The following is a 20937-nucleotide window of genomic DNA, read 5'->3' as shown; positions in this document are numbered from 1 at the left end:
GCTATTTTTACGCAAACGGTGTTTCTTCAGCAGTGAGCAAGTTAATCTGCTGTACGTCGCATTCGGGTTCTCATAATCGGCCCCATAATAGCGGGTAAGATTAGTCCTGCCAGAGCAATACCCCATAGGCTAATAGACAGACCGCTATCCCAAAGCATTAGCCAGTTACCATCATATATCTGCATTACATGGCGTAGATTTTTTTCCATTTCTGGCCCAAGCAACATGCCTAGAATAATAGGTACCAAGGGAATTTCAGCCTTACGGAAAATATAGCCCATGACACCAAAGGCGATCATGAAACAGAGGTCAAACGCCGAACGGCTGATGGCATAAATACCTACAAAAGCTACCATTGTAACGATGGGTAATAGGTAACGCGGGGGAATCGATAGAAGTCGTACGAAAATTCCCACTAGTGGAATATTAAGCAACAACAGTAGGATGTTGCCTAGCAGTAAAGCCGCAATGACTCCCCAGACAATGTCTGCATTCTGTGTGAACATCAAGGGGCCCGGTGTAATATTGAATGACACCAACATGGCAAGCAACACAGCCGTGGTTGCACTGCCAGGAATACCCAAAGTCAGCATGGGTACCAGGGCACCAGAAGCCGCACCATTGTTACCGGCTTCAGGAGCTGCAATACCACGAGGATCACCTTTACCAAAATGGCCTTTGGCTCCAATGATACGCTTTTCAAGAGTATAGCTAACGAAGCTACCCAACGATGCACCGGCTCCCGGAAGAACGCCAGCAATGAACCCCAGAATACCGCCACGAAATGAGGATGGTAAAATCTGTTTAACACTGGCAAAGCTCAGACGTAGTGGGTTAATTTTTATTTCTTGATGCGGAGCTGACCCCTTTCTTGCTTCAATAAAAAGGAGGAGTTCCGAGACTGCGAATAGGCCAACGATAGCAACAATAAAGTCTATACCTTCAAAAAGTTCGAGAAGACTAAAGGTATATCGTTGAGTACCTGTTGATAAGTCAATGCCAACCGTTGCGATGGCTAGGCCGATGCCCGCTGCCAAGGCAGATTTGACTGGATTTTTGCCGGTAACGCCCCCTAGGGTGGCAAAAGCTAACACAAAGAGAGCAAAATATTCGGCAGCACCGAAACTGAGTGCAAAGCGAGCCAGGATTGGAGCTAGAAAAATAAGCCCGATAGTTCCAATTAGGCTCCCGAAAAAAGAGGCCAGAGCTGAAAGCGCTAGAGCTTCTGCTGCTTTTCCTTGTTTGGCCATCGGGTAGCCATCGAGACATGTCATCATGGCTGGCTCATCGCCGGGTATATTCAACATAATCGAGGATATACGTCCACCATACATGGCACCAGCATAGACAGAGGTTAGCATAATCAACGCTGTTTCTGGGGGGATACCTAGTGTGAAAGCCAATGGGATCATTATGGCAACGCCATTGGCTGGTCCCAATCCAGGTAATGCGCCAATTAGGGTACCTATAAAGCAGCCAATCAGTGCGAACAGAAGGTTTTCCAGGCTCAATGCAGTCCCGAAACCATCCATCAATAAGCTTAAAGTATCCATTAAACCTCCCAAGGTCCGATGGGCAATGGTAACGCCAGCCCAAAATGGAACAACAAAAATACAAATGAACTAGCAACTACACCTGTCAGCATGGCAGGCAGAGGTTTAACTCCCATACGCCAGCAAAGTATCGAAACCATTAGTGCTGTGGCGACGATAAAGCCTATAGGCTCCATCAAGAAAACATATAGCACCAAGACCGTCAGGGTTATCGCTAGTTCTGGTAGAGCCCGCCACTCGAAGCCTTCTTGCAGATCGTCAGGTTTGACCATCATGTAGAGACTACAGGTGGCGACAATCACTGAGAGTATTTTTGGAAAAGTTGAAGGTCCGACACTTTCCGGCCCAGCAAATGCGACCGGAAAGTGAAAGGCACCCCAGCCATAAGCAATAGCCAGGGTAAACAATATCAGACCCAGAATGCGGTCCAGTTTAATCATTGGATCATTCCAATTTCTTTAGAAATGAAATTCAGAGAATCGATCTGATGGCTAACAAACTGATCAAACTCTTGACCAAATAAACCAAAGGGCTCTAAACCGTTTTGTACCATGGTTTCCTTCCAGGCGTCGGTTTGACTTGCAGTCCTGAGGGTATTAACCCACCACTGATATTCTTCTTCGGAAACATCTTTAGGCATATAGAAACCACGCCAGTTGCTGGCTTCTACATCTACACCCAGCTCGAAAGATGTTGGAATATTGTCCAAAGGTGCGCTTAGATGATCCTGGCCGAGGACAGCAAGAGGCTTGAGATCTCCAGATTCGATAAACCCCTTGGATGAAGACGCAACACCAACAAGAACATCAATATGACCACCTACTACTTGAGTTACGGCAGCGCCTCCGTTGTTGTAGGAGAGGTATTTTATTTGATTCAGATTGGGAACCCCAGCCGCATGCGCGGTCATAAGAATTTTTAGGTGATCCCATCCCCCAATGGCACTTGCTCCTGCAAAAGTAACGGAACCTGGGTCTTGTTTGAGTTTGTTAATCAAATCGGCAAGAGAAGTAATATCGGAGTTCTGGTTGACTGCGATGATACCTGGGTCAGTACCTATCGCGCCTACCCAACGTACCATGTCAGCATCCATACCGGGGAACTGGTTCTGCGCCAGGCGAGCGGTAGTGGCAGTACTGGCTGCAGCTAGCACCTTGGCATCATCACTGCGTTTGGAGATGATGTGCGCGAAACCGACGCCGCCTCCCGCGCCCGGCATGTTGAGGGTCTGAACCGTGATCTGTCCATCAGTGTAATTACTGAGTAGCCGGCCTATACTCCGGCAAGTAAAATCCCAGCCACCACCAGGTCCTGCTGGAGCTATACAGTCGACCTTACCGTCAATGATGGGGTCTGCTGATAGAGCTGGAGCTGAGATAACTCCCAATATAAGTGAGGCAAAAGCAAGTTTTGTTTTAATTTTCATTTGTTTATCCTTGTTGTAGCTATTGGGTTGATTTTTCTTTTTTTGATTCAAGGTATGACTTGAATAGTGCTGCACCACGGTAGAACCCGTGCGCAAATTTGCTAAAAGGCATAGTCAGAAAGAAAGCCATTACGAAGCCTAAGTGCAGTGCCAGCATGAGCGGCATCAATGCAGTCTCTCTTAATCCCAGTAGAAGTAAGCCAGTAAGGCTGATCATGAATAGAAGTGCAGTAAAGGCACGGTCCATAGGACGTTGGTCACTATCACCATGTTCAGGATGACGTTTATAGTTGAGGTATAGTAGTCCAGCAGGTCCAATCAAAAGGCCCACGCCACCGATAATACCTAACATGACAGGTAAACTGAGAATAGGATAGGGTGCTCCCCAGCCCATGACATAGTGGTATAGGGTAGCCACTGAGGTAGCGGCAAAGCACAGCATAAAACCGTAGAAGGTAAAATGATGAAAAATACGACGTGACTGCGTATAGGCATCATCTTGGTTATTGCAGCCTTGGCCGTGTCCACCATCAAGGTATTTTAGTGTCAGTGCCGATTTCCCGGCTTGAATAAGCGCTGGTGTGTTCTTTTGAGTTCTATTTTCCCCCGGCGTGATTTGGCGCCAGAAATAAACAACACCTATCACCAGCGCAACAGTCGAGAAAGCAAACACGGACCCGAACATAGAGACTAGCGTGTTATGAGGAAATATTTGATAAAAATCCCCCCCTTCAATTACGCTAAATAGTGTGCCCTGAACTATAAGAGTTAGAATCAAGAACAGCCCTAACGCCAAAGCAGTAGATAGCGTTAGTGTAAGTCCATTGCGTTGGTATAAGGCTCCTAATTTTCTGGGCCAAGCATACTCAGTGTAGGTTTGCAGGCGAACCTTGGCCATGGACTTGGGGATATTGACGTCAAACTGATGGGGTAGTGCGTATTGACAGGCATGCAGACAGGCACCGCAGTTATGGCATAGGTTAGCTAAATAATGAATATCTGACTTGCTAAACTCCAGCCTTTGGGTCATGGCTGGAAAAACGGCGCAAAACCCCTCGCAATAACGACAAGCGTTGCAGATTTGTAGCTGCCGGTTGACTTCCTCTTCTTCTGCGTTGAGAAGAGGTATCAGATTATTGTTTGCGTTCATGTAATAGTCGCTTTAATTGTTTTATTTTCAGTAGGTCTGTCAGGCGGCTGATTTTGGTTGCTTACCCATGCTGGCTAAAGCAGCGTTGTGGCCAGCGATTCGGCCGAAAGCCGTACCAATCGACATGCCGACACCAGCGGTATAGCCTTGGCCGAGCACATTGCCAGCCATCATTTCACCTGCGACAAACAGGTTTTCGCTAGGTTGATTGGAAAATCGTATGGCTGCTGTTGCATCAGTTTTAAGGCTTAAATATGTGAAGGTGACACCGGGCCGGAGTGCATAGCCGTAGAATGGAGGTGTATCAATAGGGCGTGCCCAATGAGTTTTGGCTGGCGTAACCCCTTCAGTAACACAGTCGTCCAGTAGCGTGTGGTCGAAACGGCCCGCACAGCATCCTTGATTGAAATTGTCTAAGGTGCGAAGAAAAGTTTCTCGGGGTAGGTCAAGTTGATCTGCCAGTTCTTCAAGAGAGTTTGCCTTATTGCCTGGAAAAACCGGGGGCATGAAGTGTCCGATCGCTTTGCTATCAATAATCGAGTAACCAATCTGGCGGGGTTGTTGTGCAATCAGACGTCCCCAAATTGCATAACGTTTAGGCCAGAAGTCTTCTCCTTCATCATAGAAGCGCTTGCCGTCTTTGTTAACTACAACACCAAGAGATACGCAGTCGATACGAGTACAGATGCCACCATCATAGAGAGGGGAGCGTGCATCTATGGCTACCATGTGTGCCTGAGTGGGGTCACCTATACAATCGGCCCCCAGGTTGATCATGCACTTCAGTAGTGTGCCCTTGTTAAAGCGTGTGCCACGGATTAGAAAATTATCTGATGGATACTCGCCTCGTTCATTATTACCCCAGGCTTCACGTAACCATTCACGGTTGGACTCAAATCCACCGGCTGCCAATACGCAGCTTTTAGCTTCAATACGTTCAGCAGGGTATAACTGTCCGTTGATTTGCCGCTCTGGTATGACGGCTGCCACAAATCGACCATCCTGAACTTCGATATCCTCAACTGGGGAGTTGTAGCGAATTACTACCCCCAGCTTCTCTGCACTACGATAGTAAGCGTTGACAAGGGCCTTGCCACCACCCATAAAAAAAGCATTGGTGCGAGCAACATGGAGAGCACCGGAGAGGGGGGGCTGAAAATGCACCCCATGATGACGCATCCAGCTACGGCAAGTAGATGACTCGCGAATCACTAACCGTGCGAGGTTCTCATTGGTATTACCCCCAGTGACTTTCAGTAGGTCCTGCCAAAACTCTTCTTCGGGATAGGCTTCTACCAATACATCTTGTGGTGCTTCATGCATACATCTCAGGTTACGAGTGTGCTGTGAATTACCACCACGCCATTCGCGAGGCGAGGCCTCGATAAGCATGACGCTTGCGCCTGCCTCACGTGCCATCAATGCGGCACACAAGGCAGCATTGCCACCACCAATTACTAGAACATCAATCATAGGTTCTCCTGTTACAGGAAAGGCCTTATGGCTTTTCAGTGATTTCCAGGGGAGTCTATTAGCTCTATTCAGCTGGCGACAGGGTGTTTTACCAGGTAGGTGTTTAGAAAAAATAAATACTTTGAGTGGCTGTTATTCAATCCATCGAGCGCCTGGCCATGTGTTGTTCTGCACCAGGTGTTTGGCTACGTTAGTCATGACAAGACGGGTTGCAAGAGCGCTAGGGGACAGATCATCATCGGGTAGACTGACCAAATAGTTACGGCGAACGATCAGTTTGTCATTAATGCGACGAATTAATAAACCACTCTTTCCTAAGCGAGAAGCCGCAGCGCCAGGCTGAATGGTTGCTCCATAGCCCTCTTTTACGGCATCCATCAACAATGTTAACCCATCAATTTCCATAACAATATTTGGCTGGATGTTGAAGCGTTCGAATGCAGCCATCAAGTTAGTGCGCAATCCATGTAGGCCGCTCGGCATAATCAACTTTATTTCGGATAAATCTTTAATTTCCAGTGACTGTAGATGGGGGTTACTCTCTTTTGTCGAAGGTGCTGAAATCAGGAAGAGTTCCTCGTCTAAAAGCGCCTTGGTACTCCAGCGGTGTGCGTTATCTGCGTGGAATACAAGCGCTAAATCCAACTGACGAGCATTCAGCATGTTTGTAAGATGACCGGACAGAGTTTCCACAATATGAAGTTGAATGTGCGGGTAATGCTCATTCATCGCCTGAATAAGAGGGAGTGCGAGTACAGTCGCGGTAGTGGGAGGAAGACCAATACTGACATAACCACTGGTGCGTTCTTTTTGAGCTGCGATTTTCGCTTGCTCTGCTTGACGAAGGGCAAGCTGTGCATGGTGCATAAATGCAATGCCAGCATTGGTTGGGAGTGCACCTGTAGATGTACGATTCAACAAGCGGGTTGATAGTTCATTTTCTAGTTTTGATATTTGCTGGCTAAGTGCTGAAGTACCTACCTCCAGTTCCAAGGCAGCTTTACCCAAACTGCCGCACTTAACTACTTTAAGAAAATATTTTAGCTGTCTGAGTTCCACGTTTGTTTTTACTCCAGATTAGGTGTGAGAGTCTATTCAATCCGAGCTTGAGTGATTGGTAGGCTAGCCGACACATATCATAAAAGTATAAACAATAACGGTTGAAAGCCCTACATCTACTGGTGTCGTAGAAACGTCAGCAGATCAGCGGGCAGGACAAAACGGGCAAAGAAATTACCTGTCGAAGATCGGTAGGTGTAGGGTTGGGTTAAATTCATTGAGAACCCCCAGTGTCATACCGTGAGTGTCAGGAAGAGCTACAGTTTATTCCAGCTCAACTGAAGGTACGTGAAATCTCGCAGGAGCTTGCTATTGCTACCTTTACGGTAACGCTTATGCCCTTGCAGAAACCTGTAGAGCTTATTACCACCCAAGACCTTATCTGTGGCGACATGACGGTAGATCTACTCGTGACTCACTGGCAAACCAATGAGCTTGCTGACGTCGCTGCACCGCCTGTCGAATGTGCTCACCAATCTCTTGCATGAATACCCTCATCCGCTTGGTATGTCGCAAATCCGGATGGGTGAGCAATCAGATCGGAACAGAAAGCTCCGGTATAGGATGTGTTAATCGAGGCAGTGTGGAGTCTGAATCTCCTAGGTAGCAGGGTAGCACTGCCAGGCCAGTTCCATGCCGCACCGCCGTTTGCATCCCTAGTATGGAATTAACACAGTAATGGCAGTGTTTATCCAGTCCTTGCTGCGTCATCCAGACCTCAAGGGCGAAGGGCACTTAGTCGACGTTGAATACTTTGCACCCCTGAAGGATACTTTAGCCACATCTCGAATAGAGTCATTTTGGTCGACTACCAGCTGTACTGCTTCGAGCCTAAATTCAGGGCTGAAATTGCGCTTTGGTCTTCTGGTCTTCTGGTCATATTGTCACCTAATTATCTCTTGGTGCATGATAGCAGCTCTAATTAGGTGGCTAAATTAACTATGCCACTACAGGGCGATCAGTACGAAGGATTGTGAGGAGTATCCTATGTCATTGCAGAAGATGCGATACCTGGATTTGTTGAGAGGATTTGTTACTGTCTGCCGTACTCAGAATATCAGTAAGGCAGCAGATGAGCTTTGCCTTACACAATCCGCGGTAAGCAAACAGATCATTGCTCTCGAGCGTCAGCTTGGGTTTTCTCTTTTTGTGAGGGGACATCGATCGGTAACTTTGACGGATGACGGCGTCAAGCTATTCAGGGTTGTTGACGAAGCTTTAGAACAGATCCTTTCTGCGGTTAATCAATTGCAAGAAGAAGGCAGGAGTCGACCGGTAACCCTGACCGCTACGGTCGGAATAGCTGGCCTGTGGTTACTGCCCCGGCTAGCCCGGCTCCATGCCACACACCCTGATCTCGATGTGAAGGTGGCAGCAGACAATCGCCTCATGCAGGATCTTTGCCGGGAACAAGTGGATCTGGCAATCCGGTATTGTTCTGACCATGCGGCCCCTGAGGGGGCCGTGAAGTTGTTTAGCGAAACTGTCGTGCCGGTGGCACATCCGGCTCTCGGCATTTCGCAGCTTTCAGAACCAAAACAGTTGAGCGACTACTCCCTTCTGGAGTATGACGACCCCAAGACACCGTGGCTGCAGTGGTCCAGTTGGTTGGAGCATCGAGGGTGGCCTAAAGCCAACTCACTGCGCATACTCCGGTTCAATCAGTACGACCAGGTTATTCAGGCAGCATTGGCTGGTCAGGGGCTGGCGCTGGGGCGAGTGGGACTCATAAACGATCTGATTCAAAACAGCCAACTGCTTCGAGTCAGTGACGTTTGCTTGACCAAGCGTAATCATGCTTACTGGCTTCTAATGGCAACACCAGAACCCCGGGAGGAGCTGCAAGCGGTTGCCCAATGGATCAGGACAGAAGCGCAACGTATCGGGTTGCTAGATACTTGAATACCGACGCTGGCATTCCTCCATGGAATAGTAGAGGGGATGACATTTCGTTTGAACTCGGGGCTTGATTCGCTCAGTTTAATACCTCCTGGCAACACACTCAGCTATCGGCTGCAATGTTGCGAGTTCTACTTGGAGGAGACCTCATGAACACAACCCTGTTTAAACCAATTAACCATCAGCGCACCTTAGGTTCAACCCAGAATTCTGGCCCAATTACTGGAAAACTGAACTACCTCGTACCTGACACTGAAACGCCCACTCACTACACATTTACGCCACCGGAAGGTATACCTTGGGAGAACGTTGAATATGAGGCACGGGAAGTCGAAATTCGCGACGCAAGATTGGCATCCACTCAGCTGGACGTCCAAGGGTTTGAGCTGTGGGAAGCGCCAAGCGAGGTCAGAAATTTCGATAACGTGACAGAAGTACGCAGCGGTTATTACCCAGAAATCGAGCGGCTTGTGAAGCTGGCTACTGGTGCGAATAGAGCGATCGTTTTTGACCACCTGGTGCGTCAACGTCGCACAGAAAGTGAACCTCTGGACTTTGGACGACGAGAGGAAGGTGTCTCGGTTGTGCCGGCCAACGGTCGGATTCACAATGACTACACTGAAGCGTCGGGATCTCGCAGACTAGAAATGGTGATCGATGAGCTTCAAGCCCGACAATCGATCTACCGATTCAGTATTGTTAATGTTTGGCGATCAATCGGAGATCCAGTCATTGATACGCCGTTGGCGGTGTGTGATAGCCAGAGCATCTCCACGCTCGACCTGGTTCAAGCAAGAGTGATCTATCCAAAGCGCGAGGGAGAGATTTACGTACTAAAGCACTCTTCACGGCACCGTTGGTATTATTTTCCGGATATGTCCCACACTGAAGCGTTGATCTTCAAGCAATACGATTCAGAATTGACGGGTGTATCTCGGTTCACTCCGCACGCGGCATTCCAGAACCCGTTAGGCGTTGCGCATCAAAAACCAAGAAAGAGTATTGAGGTACGGTGCCTGGTTGTTCATGACATGGAGTTGCCACAATGACTGATCTCGAGAAAAAATCCGGCGCGGTCGAAGTGCCTTTGGAATTTTGGTTCGATCTAAGCAGCAATTACAGCTACCTCTCGTTGATGCGTGTGGAAGATCTAGCCCGGGGGCGCGGAATAGACATCCAGTGGCGTCCGTTCCTGTTGGGTCCTGTTTTTGCCTCCCTGGGTTGGAATAACTCACCTTTTGTCGTTCAGAAAGCGAAAGGGGCTTACGTCAAACGGGACATGGAGCGTCAATGTGCCAAGTATTCCCTGCCATGGTCATGGCCATCAGAGTTTCCACGCCGGACCCTTTTACCTATGCGCGTGGCGGTATACGGTCAGGATCAGCCTTGGCTGGCTGACTTTTGCAAACGCATAATGCTTTTGAACTTCGCAGAAGATCAAGAAATAGACTCACCTGAGGTTGTTGGCGATGTATTATGCAGTATGGGCCTCCCGGCTTCGGACATCATCGACGCCTCGCAAAATGAGGCGTTCAAGCAGGCTCTCAGAATTCAGACGCAACAGGCGCAGGAAAAGGGCATATTTGGTGCGCCCATGTTTGTGGTCCATCGGGAACTGTTCTGGGGTAATGACCGACTGGAAGATGCGATCAATTACTGTGCGGAGGTGAAGTCACAATGAGCTTGCTAACAGTGTTAGATACCAACGCGCTGGATTTTGTCGGACCGCCCAATGTTGATGCGTTCGACCAAGAACACTTTAACGTGATGGCCCACGGCCCTTCATTTTCCAATCTGGACATGCCCGCTCTGTTAGCCTAGTTGTCCAGTTGGCGATTTAGCCAAATTTAATCCCTGAGCGGGTGGAATGAGAGCTTGTATGCCCCGTTATTCCAATGAACGTAAGACGGCTGTGCTGAAGAAGCTATTGCCACCGATCAATCGCTCTGTGCCGTCTGTTTCCACAGAGAAAGGCATTTCTGATGTGACCCTGTATAGTTGTTAAAACAGTGCCGACAACAAAGAGTACCTGTGCCAGGTAATCGTAATACCGCTGATGATTGGTCCCCCGAATCCAAGCTGGCTATCGTGATCGAAACAGCCAGTCGTTCCGAAGCTGAACTGAATTGCTATTGCCGCGAAAAAGGCTTGTATGTAGAGCAGGTTCAATGCTGGAAAGCCGCTTGCCTTCAGAGCGCATCACAGCAAAAAGGCCAAGATCAGGCGACTCAAAAGCAGCCGCGCAGGATAAAAAACCTGCAGGCCGAAGTACGCCGTTAAGATCATGTGCTGGCATAACACCACCGGTGTTGCACTTAGATAATGGAGCACCGATGACGTCTTATACACTGCGTACACGCTTAACTGAATTAGGGATGCTGATGTCGCATAGCCGCCCACGGGTGAGTAACGACAATCCTTATTCTGAGTCACTCTTTAAGACGGTCAAGTACTGTCCGCAATGGCCATCAACTGGCTTTGCTTCGTTGCAAGCTGTACGTGAATGGATGCTCACCTTAGAGCGGGCCTACAATGACTGCCACCTGCATAGTGGGATTAACTTCGTGACTCCAAATAGCCGTCATCAAGGTGATGACTCAGCGCAGCTAAGCAAACGCAAAGCGGTGTATGAAGAAGCAAAGAACAAAAAACCGGCTCGTTGGTCAGGCGAAACCAGAAACCGGACGCCCAAAGGAGCAGTATCATTGAATCCGGCAAAACTGGAGGAAATGGTGATCAATAAACTAGCTGCTTAAACGCAGCTTTATGGACAGTTGGGTTGAAAATTACCGCTATAATGAAATTAAAATTATGATTGTAATTAATTTTAACGGTGTTTGTTGTTTTTTAAAACCACATTAAAGTTATTTGTAAATCAGTGTGGTTTTAAAAAAATATGATAGTTGTGGTATTGTTTATGAGCCTTATTTGTCTATTTCTAGCATTACAAGGTCATTAACAAGAGCTTCAATATTGACTCTTATAGCTCCCTCATTAGCAAGTCTTAATCTGCTAGCGCCAGAAAGTGCATCTGAAAAAGCAGCTGTATATGGTGTTGTAATGGTTCGATTATAAATAGTTTGGCCAGTTTCTCTATCAATTACTGTGTAGTGTATACGTGGAGTCACTGTCATTGATGTACCAGTCAGTGGTTGCTCTAATTCTACCATGTGGGCGATTAAATAATACTTGCCCATATTGCTCTTTGCGAAAAGTCGTACATGTCTTAGTGACTCCTGCAGAGCTAGAGTTAAACTGATATTGCTAACCTGAGATGTGCCTACCAGATTAGTTTCTTTGCCTCCGGTTACGTCAGCAACCGAAATATTCTCTCTCAGAGGTGTTGCTGTGCTTCTTTGTTCTGGTGAACCGACGGCTAACATGTTCTCAAATCTTGCCGGAGATGCGCATCCAGACAAAATTATACTAAGTAATAAAATTCCTATAAGTGCATTGTTTTTCATATTTTTTAATCCTTAGTTAATTTTTTGCGGTTTCAATTATTCCATTGCATAGCTGATTAATCCTTTTTACGTTTTTTGTTCCTCTAGGGTTAGATGATCAAAATTTTGATTTGGGGTGCATCGTTGATTTCATAAGAAGTTGCGGCTATGTCTTTAGAGACGGTAGAGCAGCCGTAATCTATCAATGCTCTGACTTCAACAGCTAGAGCTCCATGTATTCATGGCTTTCCATGCATGACATTCGTGTGTTTCAAAACTTTTAAGCTTAATATAATAGCTTGAGATTTACGTGCAGTCATCAATATATTTAAATTAATCAATAAGATGGTTTGAGTTTGCTGTAGATGTGTAGTGTTACTATCAAACACTAGGTGGTAGAGAGTTTTTCTTGCCCCTTACGTTCCTATTCCGATAGACGAGTGCTTACAGCCATATCTTCAGAGTTACACTTAGAGTCGCTTGCATTGTCAAATAGCGGGCACGACAAAACGGGCAAAGAGATTACCTGTGGAGGAGCGGTAGGTGTAGGGTAGGGTTGAAGTCATTGAGAACCCCCAGTGTCACCTGTGAGTGTCACCAATCGGATAGGGGATGTTCTCTTGATAAGAAAATGATTGTGAATTAATCATTTATTGCAATTTGGTGGAGGTGGCGGGTTTCGAACCCGCGTCCGCCAATCCTCTGCCTTAAGATCTACATGCTTAGGCTTCTCTATTCAATTAACCCATCACGACCCGAGAGCCAGGGTGTTTAGGGCGAGCTCTTTTAGTTTTAACCGTTCAGCTTAGAGCAAAGCATCCGGGCGATTCTGTCTCATATGACACCGCGAACCTCTGAGTTACAGACACCTTAGAGTGCGGCGCTAGCCGACTTAAGCGGCTAGAGCGTAGTTATCGTCGTTTGCAACTATAACTGTGTGATGAGGGATTTACGAGAATCATCACGTTCTCGGCATGCACCCAAGGGTTCGTAATCGGCGTCGAAGCCATGTCACCCCCAGATAACGGCTGTAGTATATAGCATGGCAGTGAAAAGCTAAAGCGCCACTGCCTGCTGTTTTTATACTTTGAACTGCTCGACTTCGGCTTTCAGACGCTGGGCAAGTTCGGCCAGCTGCTGGCTGGCTTCGGCGGTCTGATCGGCGCCACTAACCACTTCGCTGACAATCTGCGCTACGTTGTGGACATTCTGATTGATATCATTGGCTACGGCGGTTTGTTCTTCCGTCGCTGAGGATATCTGTACGTTCATGTCAAGAATGGTGCTGACGGCGGCGCTCATGGCCTCGAAGGTTTCGCCATTGGCACGTGCATTATCCACGCCATCACGAGCAGCTTGGGTGGATTTCTGCATCTCTTTGACGGACTCCTTGGCAACGCTTTGCAGATCGCTGATGCTTTTCTGGATGCGTTCAGTAGATTGCTGGGTGTTGCCTGCCAGGTTGCGTACTTCGTCGGCGACTACGGCAAAACCACGGCCCGCATCGCCAGCTCGAGCTGCCTCTATCGCCGCATTAAGGGCCAGTAAGTTGGTTTGTTCGGCAATGGATTCGATGACATCCAGTACTTCGGTTATTTTGTCAGCCTGTTCATTCAAATTGCCAATGCGCTCAGCGGAGCTTTCAATGCTGCTGGCTAGCGACTCAATGGCTGTGCGCGTCTGGCTTGAGCGCTCCATACCTGCAGTAGATAGCTCATTAGCCTGTTCGGCTGAGGTAGATGCATTCTGTGCATTGGTGGCGACTTCAGCAATAGCGGCCGTCATTTCATTGATGGCTGTCGCAATCATGGTGGTTTGTTGCTCCTGGTTACGGGCTCCGCCACTGACCTGGGTGCTGATGGCGCTCATCTCTTCAGCGGCCGCTGCTAACTGATCGGTAGCATTACCCAGATTGCGGATCAGTTGTTGGAAGTGAGCCATCATGGTGTTGAACTGGGTGCCTAATTTTGCCAGTTCGTCTTTGCCTTCCACAGGAGCACGTAGGGTCAGGTTTGAATTCGTGCCTATTTCACTGACGACATCAACCAGTTTTCGGATAGGTCGCTGTATGGAGAGGGAGATGCGCCAAGCCAGTAAGCTGGAAATAACAACGGCCAGAATTCCGACAATGAAAAGCATATTGCGATCATTCTGATACTGGGCATCTGCCTGGTCCCGGAGGGTAGCGGCTGCATTCAGCTGATAATCGATCAGTTCGTTTAATGTTTCTGATAGGGGGTCATAGGCGCCAAACAGGCTGGTATTGAAGGTGGGTAAGGCCATTAGGCGCAGGTGGCCTGAGGCGGCCTTTTCCAGAAAATCATTCTGTGTATTCAATACTGTTTGCAGATGTGTTTCGGTTTGGCTGACGAGCGCTTGTTCAGCGTCACTCATCTCGCTTTCAAGAAACAGTGCCCAGGCTTCCTGGCCTTCTTTTTCGGCAGCTTCAATTTCGGCACGCAATTCAGGTTCCAGAATAACGCCCGCGCGAAATTTCTGAAAAGCATCGGCTCCGGTAACGGCAAAAGCATCGGATGTTATTTTTAACTGGCGAAGGGGAACGACGGCATTCTCAAAGAGGCTGTGTGTATTCTGATTAAGCAGGCGCATGTCGTTCACTGCTAAAGTGAAACTTGCAATGATTACGAGTATTGGGAAAACGCTGAGAATGATCAGTCGAGTTACTACGTTCAGCTGAGTCAGCATAATGGCACCTTAATATTATTATATTGGGTTACTTTTATTATGCTGATTTGTGCCTTTACTACAAGCTTACGAGTCTTTAGTCGTAGAATTGATGCAAAAAAGTAGGGTTATTGTTGCAATCAGGCCGGTGCGGCCATGATGCGCTGTTTCTGTCGTGCCCAGTCTTTCTCTTTTTCTGCCGCACGTTTGTCGTGTTGTTTTTTACCCTTGACCAGTGCGATTTCGCACTTGACTCGCCCTTGTTTCCAGTAGAGTGCCAGTGCCACGCAGGTGTAGCCTTTGGCTTGAGTCGCGCCCATGAGCCTGTCGATTTCACGTCTGTGCAACAGTAGTTTGCGGTCACGGCGAGGGTCAGCCAGAACGTGAGTGCAGGTGGAAATGATCGGAGTGAAATGAGCGCCTACCAGCCAGGCTTCATCATCTTTGAGGACAACATAGGAATCAACCAGTTGTGCTCGGCCAGCACGCAGGCTTTTTACCTCCCATCCGGACAGCGCTACGCCAGCCTCGAACTTCTGTTCAATGCTGTATTCATGGCGTGCCTTTTTGTTCTGGCAGATAGTTGAGCTGGTCGGTTTTGCTTTCTTTTTTGACATGTGCGAATTATATAGACGAGACAGAGGCTTTGAAAGCTGTTTTACTTGAGCTTTCATATAGCTGATACGTTCAGGTTAGAAACTTCATACCGATGGCTGAGCGTAAATCAGGAAGTGTATTTATGCATACAGGTAAAAAAGCTGAGGAGTTATGGTCTCATCGCAGTGTCTTTATTCTGGCGCTGCTGGGCTCATCGGCGGGGTTGGGAAATATCTGGAAATTCCCCTATCTGACGGGTGAGCAGGGCGGCGGTACTTTTTTATTAGTCTACCTGTTTTGCGTGCTGCTGGTGGGTGTGCCGATTATGATGGCCGAGGTGCTGCTGGGTCGCCGAACCCGCAGTAATCCGGTGCAAGCGTTTCAGCATTTGAGTGAAGAGGCGGGAGCTTCACCACGCTGGGTCTGGATTGGCTGGTTGGCTATATTGACGGGTGTGTTGATTTTTTCGTTCTATGCAGTGGTTGCTGCATGGATATTTTACTATGTATTCTCCCTGTCGACCGGGTTGTTGGCTGATATTGGCGTTGATCAGGCGGGGGAGTATTTTGGCGCCATGCTAAAAGATCCCGGTTCTCTGCTTATGAGTCACAGCCTATTTATGTTGCTGATATTGGGGATACTGGCGGCGGGTGTACGCCGAGGGCTGGACCGTGCTATCCGTTATCTGATGCCCTTGCTGTTTCTGTTACTGCTAATTCTGTTGGTCTATGCCTATAACTCCGGTCACTTCATGCGGGCATACTATTATCTGTTTGCATTTCACCCTGGCCGGGTGGATGCCAGTATGTTTATTGCCGCGCTGGGGCATGCTTTTTTTACCCTGTCATTAGGTATGGGAGCCGTGATGACCTATGGGGCCTATCTGAGCAGGAAAGAATCTATCGGGCAGACAGTAGCCTGTGTTGGCATGCTGGATACTGTGTTGGCACTGTTGGTGGGTATGGTTGTATTTCCAATAATTTTTGCGGCTCAGATGGAGCCGTCGTCGGGACCAGGCCTGTTATTTATCACCTTACCGGTAGCGTTTGGGCAGATGGATGCCGGGCAGGTGTTGTGTGTGATTTTCTTCCTGTTGGTGGGGGTTGCAGCAGTCACGTCAGCCATATCTTTGATGGAGCCGGCGACAGTTCTGTTGGAGCAGCGCTATGGGCTAAAAAGACCAGCGGCTGCACTGGGTAGTGTGGGGCTGGCGTGGTTGCTAAGCCTGGCGGTGCTGTTTTCCTTCAGTCATTTTTCTGGAATAACGCTGCTTGAAATGAACTTGTTTGAATTACTGAACTTTGTAACTACTTATCTACTGCTGCCGTTAGTGGGTCTGGTGATTACCCTGTTCACAGGTTGGGTGTTGTGTCGCCGAATTACCCAGGATGAATTGAGTCAGTCACTGGTGTTGTATTATTTGTGGCGTTTTTGTTTACGTTACCTGGCCCCACTGGCTATCGGACTTATTTTTGTGACAAACCTGTATAATGTGTCCTTTTGATCTTAACCGGGCAGGAGCCGTATGACCGAAATCCATAAAAGTGCTCTGGTGCTGCACACGGCCGAGCAGATGTTTGACCTGATCAATGATGTTGGTCGCTATCCTGATTTTGTGCCCTGGTGTTCCAAAGCCCTGGTGATTGCTGAATCAGAAGATGAAATACAGGCTACCTTGCATGTTGCCAAAGCTGGATTACACTATAGTTTTACTACGCGTAACCGTAAGCGACGCCCGGTGTTTATGGATATGACCTTGGTTGAGGGGCCTTTTACAACGTTTAGTGCAGTCTGGAATATTACGCCGTTAAGTGATGATGCCTGTAAAGTTGAGTTTGTGATGCGTTATGATTTTTCTGGCAAGCTAGCCAGTATGGCGTTGAATAAGGTGTTTAAATCTGTGGCGACCACCATGGTGGATGTGTTTGTAGAACGGGCGGATAAACTCTATGGCTGAGGGTGATGATATGATTCCGGTCGAAGTGGCTTATGCTTTACCTGATGAGCAAAAAATTATTGCGTTAAATGTGCACGAAGGAACGACTGTGCACGAAGCTGTTGTACTGTCACGTATGAACGAATATTTTTCCGATATTGACCCTGACAAGGATCCGGTAGGCATTTTTGGTAAAGCAGTCAAGGACCCACATTCCACCGAGTTGCGCGCCGGGGATCGTGTTGAAATTTATCGTCCGTTACTGGCCGACCCGAAAGAGATACGGGCGAGAAAGGCCGCCGAAAAAGCAGCAAAGGCCAAGGCTGAAGCCTGAAGGCCTTTGTTTGCTTGATTTATTCTGATGGTGTGGCTGCTGTGGGTTTGAAATCACCGCTAAAGCGACTGAGCTTGCCCTGAGTGAAGTACAGGGAGATGCGCTCTTGAGTGCGTTGCTTTCCGCCCTCCTGAAAACTGTACAGGTAGTCCCAGCGTTCATCTGAGAAGGTGTCGGTGATCAGCGGGGTTCCCATAATAAAACGGACCTGGCTGGGTGTCATGCCCGGACGTAATTGGTCTATCATGTCCTGAGTGACGACATTACCTTGAGGTATGTCTATTTTATGGACACCGGGGAAACAGCCGGAAATAAAAAAACTGGCCATTAGAACGATCAAAATCTTTCGCATCTGTAAATAACTTCCACTTTGTCGCGTAAACATTGATAATGAAGTCTACCACTGCAGATCCCAAACCGCATAGCAAATAGAGATAGATTATGGCTTTAGAGAATCAAGAACTCCGGAAAGCAGGACTTAAAGTGACCTTGCCGAGGGTGAAAATATATCAGTTGCTGGAAAGAGCAGGCGAGGGAGAGCATTTCAGTGCAGAAGATATTTATAAATTGTTGATGGAGTCCGGAGAAGATGTCGGGCTGGCAACAGTGTATCGAGTGTTAACGCAATTTGAATCGGCTGGTCTGGTGTCACGTCACCACTTTGAAGGTGGTCACTCAGTATTTGAGCTAGCGCGTGAAGATGAGCATGATCATATGGTGTGTGTAAAAACCGGCCGTGTATGTGAGTTCACTGATCCGCGTTTGAGTGAGTTACTGGACGAGATTGCTGAAAAGAATGGCTTCGTTATCGCCGACCGCACCCTGTATTTGTACGGTCAGTTTAAAGATAAGCTCTGAGTTTGTTGTCTTGGGCAGCCAGCCGGTGAGTCCGGGGCTGCTGTCATCCCTCCAGCATCTCTCTGGCGTGTGTTAACGTTGCATCGGTCACCTGTATACCACCCAGCATGCGGGCAATTTCCTGTAGGCGCGCCTCTGGCTCAAGTTGGGTGATTTGCGTGCGCGTTTTTTGCTTCTGGTTGGCTTTGCTGACAAACAAATGTTGATTGCCCTGAGAGGCTACTTGCGGTTGATGGGTGACGCAGAGGATTTGTGTGCGCTCGCCAAGCTCCCGCAATAAACGTCCCACCACTTCGGCAATGGCACCACCGATACCTACATCCACTTCATCGAACACCAGTGTGGGTGTGCTGGATGTTTGTGCAGTAATGACCTGTATTGCCAGGCTGATGCGTGACAGTTCGCCCCCAGAGGCTACCTTGGCCAAGGGACGGGCAGTCTGCCCTGGATTGGCGGCGATCAAAAACTCTACCTCTTCCATGCCATTCGCATTCCATTTGGTTTCTGCTAGCGCGTTTAGACTGACGTTGAAGTGAGCGGCCGTCATGCCCAGGCTGTGTAGTTGCATATCTACGGCTTTGCTGAGCTTGCTGGAATGCCGTGTACGCGCCTTGCTCAAGCGTGTTGCCATTTCAATGTAGTTTTCTCTGGCTGCCTGGACATCCTGGTGAAGCTGGTCCAGAGCTTCGTCTGAGCGGTGCAGACTGTCCATTTCCGCTTGCAACTCAGCTTGCAAAGTCGGTAATTGCTGCGGCTGAATGCGGTGTTTGCGCGCTATATCAAAAATAGCGGTGAGGCGTTCCTCGACGGTTTGTAGGCGCTCTGGACTTATCTCAATGTGATCCAGGTAGTGGCGCAATTCGTGGCTGGCTTCTTCTATCTGAATCTGGGCATTGTTAAGCATCTCGCTCACCTGAGTGAGTGTGGGTGTATTGACGGCCAGTTGCTGTAACAGGTGTTGGCACTGGTTAAGCAGGTTGACGCAGTTCTGCTCTTCGCCCTCAGAAGTGATCTCTATCAACTGGTGGCCTGTTTGCAGTAGATGGCCAGCATTTTCCAGCGTTTTCTGTTCGTTCTCCAGTTCGGTCAGTTCGTCTGGCTGTAGATCCAGTTGTGCCAGTTCTTCCAGTTGATAGCTGAGTAATTGTGTTCGTGCGGTTTTCTCGGCACTGTCGTCAGTCAATTGTCGCAGGGATTGGCTGAGCTTCTGCCAGTGGCTGTGTTGCTGGCGAACCTGCTCTGCTAAGGTGGCTTGTTGCGCATAGTCATCCAGCAGTACGCGATGATATTCACGGTGCAGCAGCCGCTGGTGTTCATGCTGACCATGGATGTCGACTAATAGCTGACCCAGCTCACGCAACTGATTGAGTGGAGCGGGTTGGCCATTAATATAGCTGCGACTGCGCCCTTCCCGGGTGATAATGCGGCGGATCTGGCATTCCTGTTCTTGTTCCAGATCTTGTGCTTTGAGCCAGGTCAGAGCATCAGGAATTGCGCGGAGATCAAAGCTGGCGGTAATTTCAGCACGCTCCTCGCCGTCTCTGACGGTATCGCTGTCGGCGCGATCACCAAGCGTCAGGCCGAGAGCGTCCAGCATGATCGATTTGCCTGCACCGGTTTCGCCGCTGATGACAGTCATGCCATCTTTCAGCTCCAGTTCCAGCAGGTCAACAAGGGCAAAGTTTTTGATCAATAAGTGTGTGAGCATAGTTGTCATACATGGTTATTTATACAGTGGTATGTATAAGGTATTTTTGCGCTGTCTGCAAGTGATGTTGAAAAGATAGTTGATACCGGTTGAATCCGTTTTTTTTGGCCCCATTAATCTGTCAGTCTCAAGATTTAGAAACATGACAGGAGAGAGTGGATGGCTAATGATCAGCAGAAACCGTCGGATGAAGCACTTGATGTCACTGAGGAGGTTCAGTCCGCAGGTGAGGTAGCTCCTGACAGTGCGTCTGCCGACGTGGTTGAGGGCGTGATTGATGAAAGCGGCCAGACTCAGCAAGCGAATGATGCACAGCAGAGTGACCTGGCGTTGGCGCGTGATGAAATTGAACGTCTGAAGCAGGATGTGCAGGATACCCAGTTGCGTGCGCAGGCCGAAATACAGAATGTGCGTCGGCGTGCCGAACAGGATGTCGAGAAGGCGCATAAATTTGCGCTGGATAAGTTTGCTCAGGAGCTGCTGCCGGTTATAGATAGTCTTGAACGTACCGTAGATGCCTGTCCTGTGGATGATGAGGCAACTAAAGCCTTACGTGAAGGCGCGCAAATGACACTGGATCTTTTTATCAATAGTTTGGCCAAGTTCAATCTGACGTCAGTTGATCCAACTGGGCAGGCCTTCGATCCGGCGTTGCACCAGGCGATGTCTATGGTCGATGCGCCGGATGCTGAGCCCAACACCGTGGTGGGGGTGATGCAGAAGGGCTACACCCTGAATGGTCGTCTGGTGCGTCCGGCCATGGTCATGGTTGCTAAAGCATAAAATACTTGAAATAACCTTAGGCAGCCCCATATA

At 48.5% G+C, this 20937-nt stretch carries 22 protein-coding genes, 1 other RNA gene and 2 pseudogenes; 12 read left to right on the top strand and 13 right to left on the bottom strand.

Annotated features, from left to right (window positions below):
* Nucleotides 1–41: 41 nt before the first annotated feature.
* The 7 genes and pseudogenes from F5I99_RS16150 to F5I99_RS16120 all read right to left on the bottom strand — a co-directional run.
* Entirely contained in the window at nt 42–1553 is a 1512-nt protein-coding gene (locus tag F5I99_RS16150) for a tripartite tricarboxylate transporter permease (protein ID WP_151057777.1), read from the bottom strand.
* Entirely contained in the window at nt 1553–1993 is a 441-nt protein-coding gene (locus F5I99_RS16145; protein ID WP_151057775.1) for a tripartite tricarboxylate transporter TctB family protein, read from the bottom strand. Before F5I99_RS16145 ends, F5I99_RS16150 begins: the two co-directional genes overlap by 1 nt.
* Nucleotides 1990–2979: a Bug family tripartite tricarboxylate transporter substrate binding protein gene (locus F5I99_RS16140; RefSeq protein WP_151057773.1), complete on the bottom strand. Its 990-nt coding sequence runs from the start codon at nt 2977–2979 to the stop codon at nt 1990–1992. The genes F5I99_RS16145 and F5I99_RS16140 overlap by 4 nt, the downstream gene beginning before the upstream one ends.
* Before the next feature lie 19 nt (nt 2980–2998).
* Nucleotides 2999–4129: a tricarballylate utilization 4Fe-4S protein TcuB gene (gene tcuB / locus F5I99_RS16135; RefSeq protein WP_151057771.1), complete on the bottom strand. Its 1131-nt coding sequence runs from the start codon at nt 4127–4129 to the stop codon at nt 2999–3001.
* 39 nt (nt 4130–4168) lie between these two features.
* The gene (gene tcuA / locus F5I99_RS16130; protein ID WP_151057769.1) at nt 4169–5602 is read right to left on the bottom strand and encodes an FAD-dependent tricarballylate dehydrogenase TcuA; all 1434 of its coding nucleotides are present in this window, start codon (nt 5600–5602) and stop codon (nt 4169–4171) included.
* A 132-nt stretch (nt 5603–5734) separates the two neighbouring features.
* Nucleotides 5735–6661 (bottom strand): LysR family transcriptional regulator, encoded by a 927-nt coding sequence (locus tag F5I99_RS16125; protein WP_151057767.1) that lies wholly within the window; start codon nt 6659–6661, stop codon nt 5735–5737.
* Nucleotides 6662–6969: 308 nt separating this feature from the next.
* Nucleotides 6970–7089, bottom strand: a pseudogene (locus F5I99_RS16120) (IS30 family transposase); the annotation flags it as partial.
* A 559-nt stretch (nt 7090–7648) separates the two neighbouring features.
* On the opposite strand from F5I99_RS16120, the gene F5I99_RS16115 reads away from it, so the two are divergent.
* From F5I99_RS16115 to F5I99_RS20015, 7 genes and pseudogenes are all read left to right on the top strand, one after another.
* The gene (locus F5I99_RS16115; protein ID WP_151057766.1) at nt 7649–8563 is read left to right on the top strand and encodes a LysR substrate-binding domain-containing protein; all 915 of its coding nucleotides are present in this window, start codon (nt 7649–7651) and stop codon (nt 8561–8563) included.
* A 146-nt stretch (nt 8564–8709) separates the two neighbouring features.
* Nucleotides 8710–9609, top strand: a complete 900-nt coding sequence (locus F5I99_RS16110) for a CmcJ/NvfI family oxidoreductase (protein WP_151057764.1) — start codon at nt 8710–8712, stop codon at nt 9607–9609.
* Nucleotides 9606–10241: a 2-hydroxychromene-2-carboxylate isomerase gene (locus F5I99_RS16105; RefSeq protein WP_151057762.1), complete on the top strand. Its 636-nt coding sequence runs from the start codon at nt 9606–9608 to the stop codon at nt 10239–10241. The genes F5I99_RS16110 and F5I99_RS16105 overlap by 4 nt, the downstream gene beginning before the upstream one ends.
* Nucleotides 10238–10381 (top strand): hypothetical protein, encoded by a 144-nt coding sequence (locus F5I99_RS19475; protein WP_191905877.1) that lies wholly within the window; start codon nt 10238–10240, stop codon nt 10379–10381. The genes F5I99_RS16105 and F5I99_RS19475 overlap by 4 nt, the downstream gene beginning before the upstream one ends.
* A 58-nt stretch (nt 10382–10439) precedes the next feature.
* Nucleotides 10440–10565: a hypothetical protein gene (locus tag F5I99_RS20025; RefSeq protein WP_456093913.1), complete on the top strand. Its 126-nt coding sequence runs from the start codon at nt 10440–10442 to the stop codon at nt 10563–10565.
* Nucleotides 10566–10591: 26 nt separating this feature from the next.
* Nucleotides 10592–10840, top strand: a complete 249-nt coding sequence (locus tag F5I99_RS20020) for a hypothetical protein (RefSeq protein WP_456093921.1) — start codon at nt 10592–10594, stop codon at nt 10838–10840.
* A gap of 20 nt (nt 10841–10860) precedes the next feature.
* A pseudogene (locus F5I99_RS20015) lies at nt 10861–11316 on the top strand (integrase core domain-containing protein); the annotation flags it as partial.
* A gap of 168 nt (nt 11317–11484) precedes the next feature.
* On the opposite strand, the gene F5I99_RS16095 reads toward F5I99_RS20015, so the two are convergent.
* From F5I99_RS16095 to smpB, 4 genes are all read right to left on the bottom strand, one after another.
* Entirely contained in the window at nt 11485–12024 is a 540-nt protein-coding gene (locus F5I99_RS16095; protein ID WP_151057760.1) for a hypothetical protein, read from the bottom strand.
* A gap of 640 nt (nt 12025–12664) precedes the next feature.
* Nucleotides 12665–13022, bottom strand: a transfer-messenger RNA (tmRNA) gene (gene ssrA / locus F5I99_RS16090).
* A 61-nt stretch (nt 13023–13083) separates the two neighbouring features.
* The gene (locus tag F5I99_RS16085) at nt 13084–14709 is read right to left on the bottom strand and encodes a methyl-accepting chemotaxis protein (protein WP_151057758.1); all 1626 of its coding nucleotides are present in this window, start codon (nt 14707–14709) and stop codon (nt 13084–13086) included.
* A gap of 119 nt (nt 14710–14828) precedes the next feature.
* Nucleotides 14829–15305, bottom strand: a complete 477-nt coding sequence (gene smpB, locus F5I99_RS16080) for an SsrA-binding protein SmpB (protein ID WP_151057756.1) — start codon at nt 15303–15305, stop codon at nt 14829–14831.
* A gap of 122 nt (nt 15306–15427) precedes the next feature.
* Here smpB and F5I99_RS16075 point away from each other — a divergent pair, with 122 nt between their 5' ends.
* Genes F5I99_RS16075 through F5I99_RS16065 form a run of 3 tightly spaced genes read left to right on the top strand, consistent with a single transcriptional unit; the run spans nt 15428 to nt 17555 of the window.
* Entirely contained in the window at nt 15428–16789 is a 1362-nt protein-coding gene (locus F5I99_RS16075) for a sodium-dependent transporter (protein ID WP_151057754.1), read from the top strand.
* Between the two features lie 21 nt (nt 16790–16810).
* A complete protein-coding gene (locus F5I99_RS16070; protein ID WP_151057752.1) occupies nt 16811–17242 on the top strand; it encodes a type II toxin-antitoxin system RatA family toxin in 432 nt (143 codons plus the stop codon).
* Entirely contained in the window at nt 17235–17555 is a 321-nt protein-coding gene (locus F5I99_RS16065) for an RnfH family protein (protein ID WP_225307442.1), read from the top strand. Before F5I99_RS16070 ends, F5I99_RS16065 begins: the two co-directional genes overlap by 8 nt.
* Nucleotides 17556–17574: 19 nt before the next feature.
* Here the strand turns inward: F5I99_RS16065 and F5I99_RS16060 are convergent, their stop codons facing one another.
* Nucleotides 17575–17907 carry an outer membrane protein assembly factor BamE gene (locus F5I99_RS16060; RefSeq protein ID WP_151057750.1) on the bottom strand — a complete coding sequence of 111 codons (333 nt, stop codon included), beginning with the start codon at nt 17905–17907 and terminating at the stop codon, nt 17575–17577.
* An 89-nt stretch (nt 17908–17996) separates the two neighbouring features.
* Between F5I99_RS16060 and fur the strand changes: the two genes are divergently transcribed.
* Entirely contained in the window at nt 17997–18413 is a 417-nt protein-coding gene (fur, locus tag F5I99_RS16055) for a ferric iron uptake transcriptional regulator (RefSeq protein WP_151057747.1), read from the top strand.
* 43 nt (nt 18414–18456) lie between these two features.
* Here the strand turns inward: fur and recN are convergent, their stop codons facing one another.
* Entirely contained in the window at nt 18457–20121 is a 1665-nt protein-coding gene (gene recN / locus F5I99_RS16050) for a DNA repair protein RecN (protein ID WP_151057745.1), read from the bottom strand.
* Nucleotides 20122–20280: 159 nt separating this feature from the next.
* Here recN and grpE point away from each other — a divergent pair, with 159 nt between their 5' ends.
* Nucleotides 20281–20904, top strand: a complete 624-nt coding sequence (grpE, locus tag F5I99_RS16045; protein WP_151057743.1) for a nucleotide exchange factor GrpE — start codon at nt 20281–20283, stop codon at nt 20902–20904.
* Nucleotides 20905–20937: the final 33 nt, after the last annotated feature.

The organism is Nitrincola iocasae (genome assembly GCF_008727795.1).
GTDB classification, from domain to species: Bacteria; Pseudomonadota; Gammaproteobacteria; order Pseudomonadales; family Balneatricaceae; genus Nitrincola; species Nitrincola iocasae.
The sequence above is the reverse complement of the archived record's forward strand: the minus strand, read 5'-3'. Positions and strand labels throughout refer to the sequence as shown.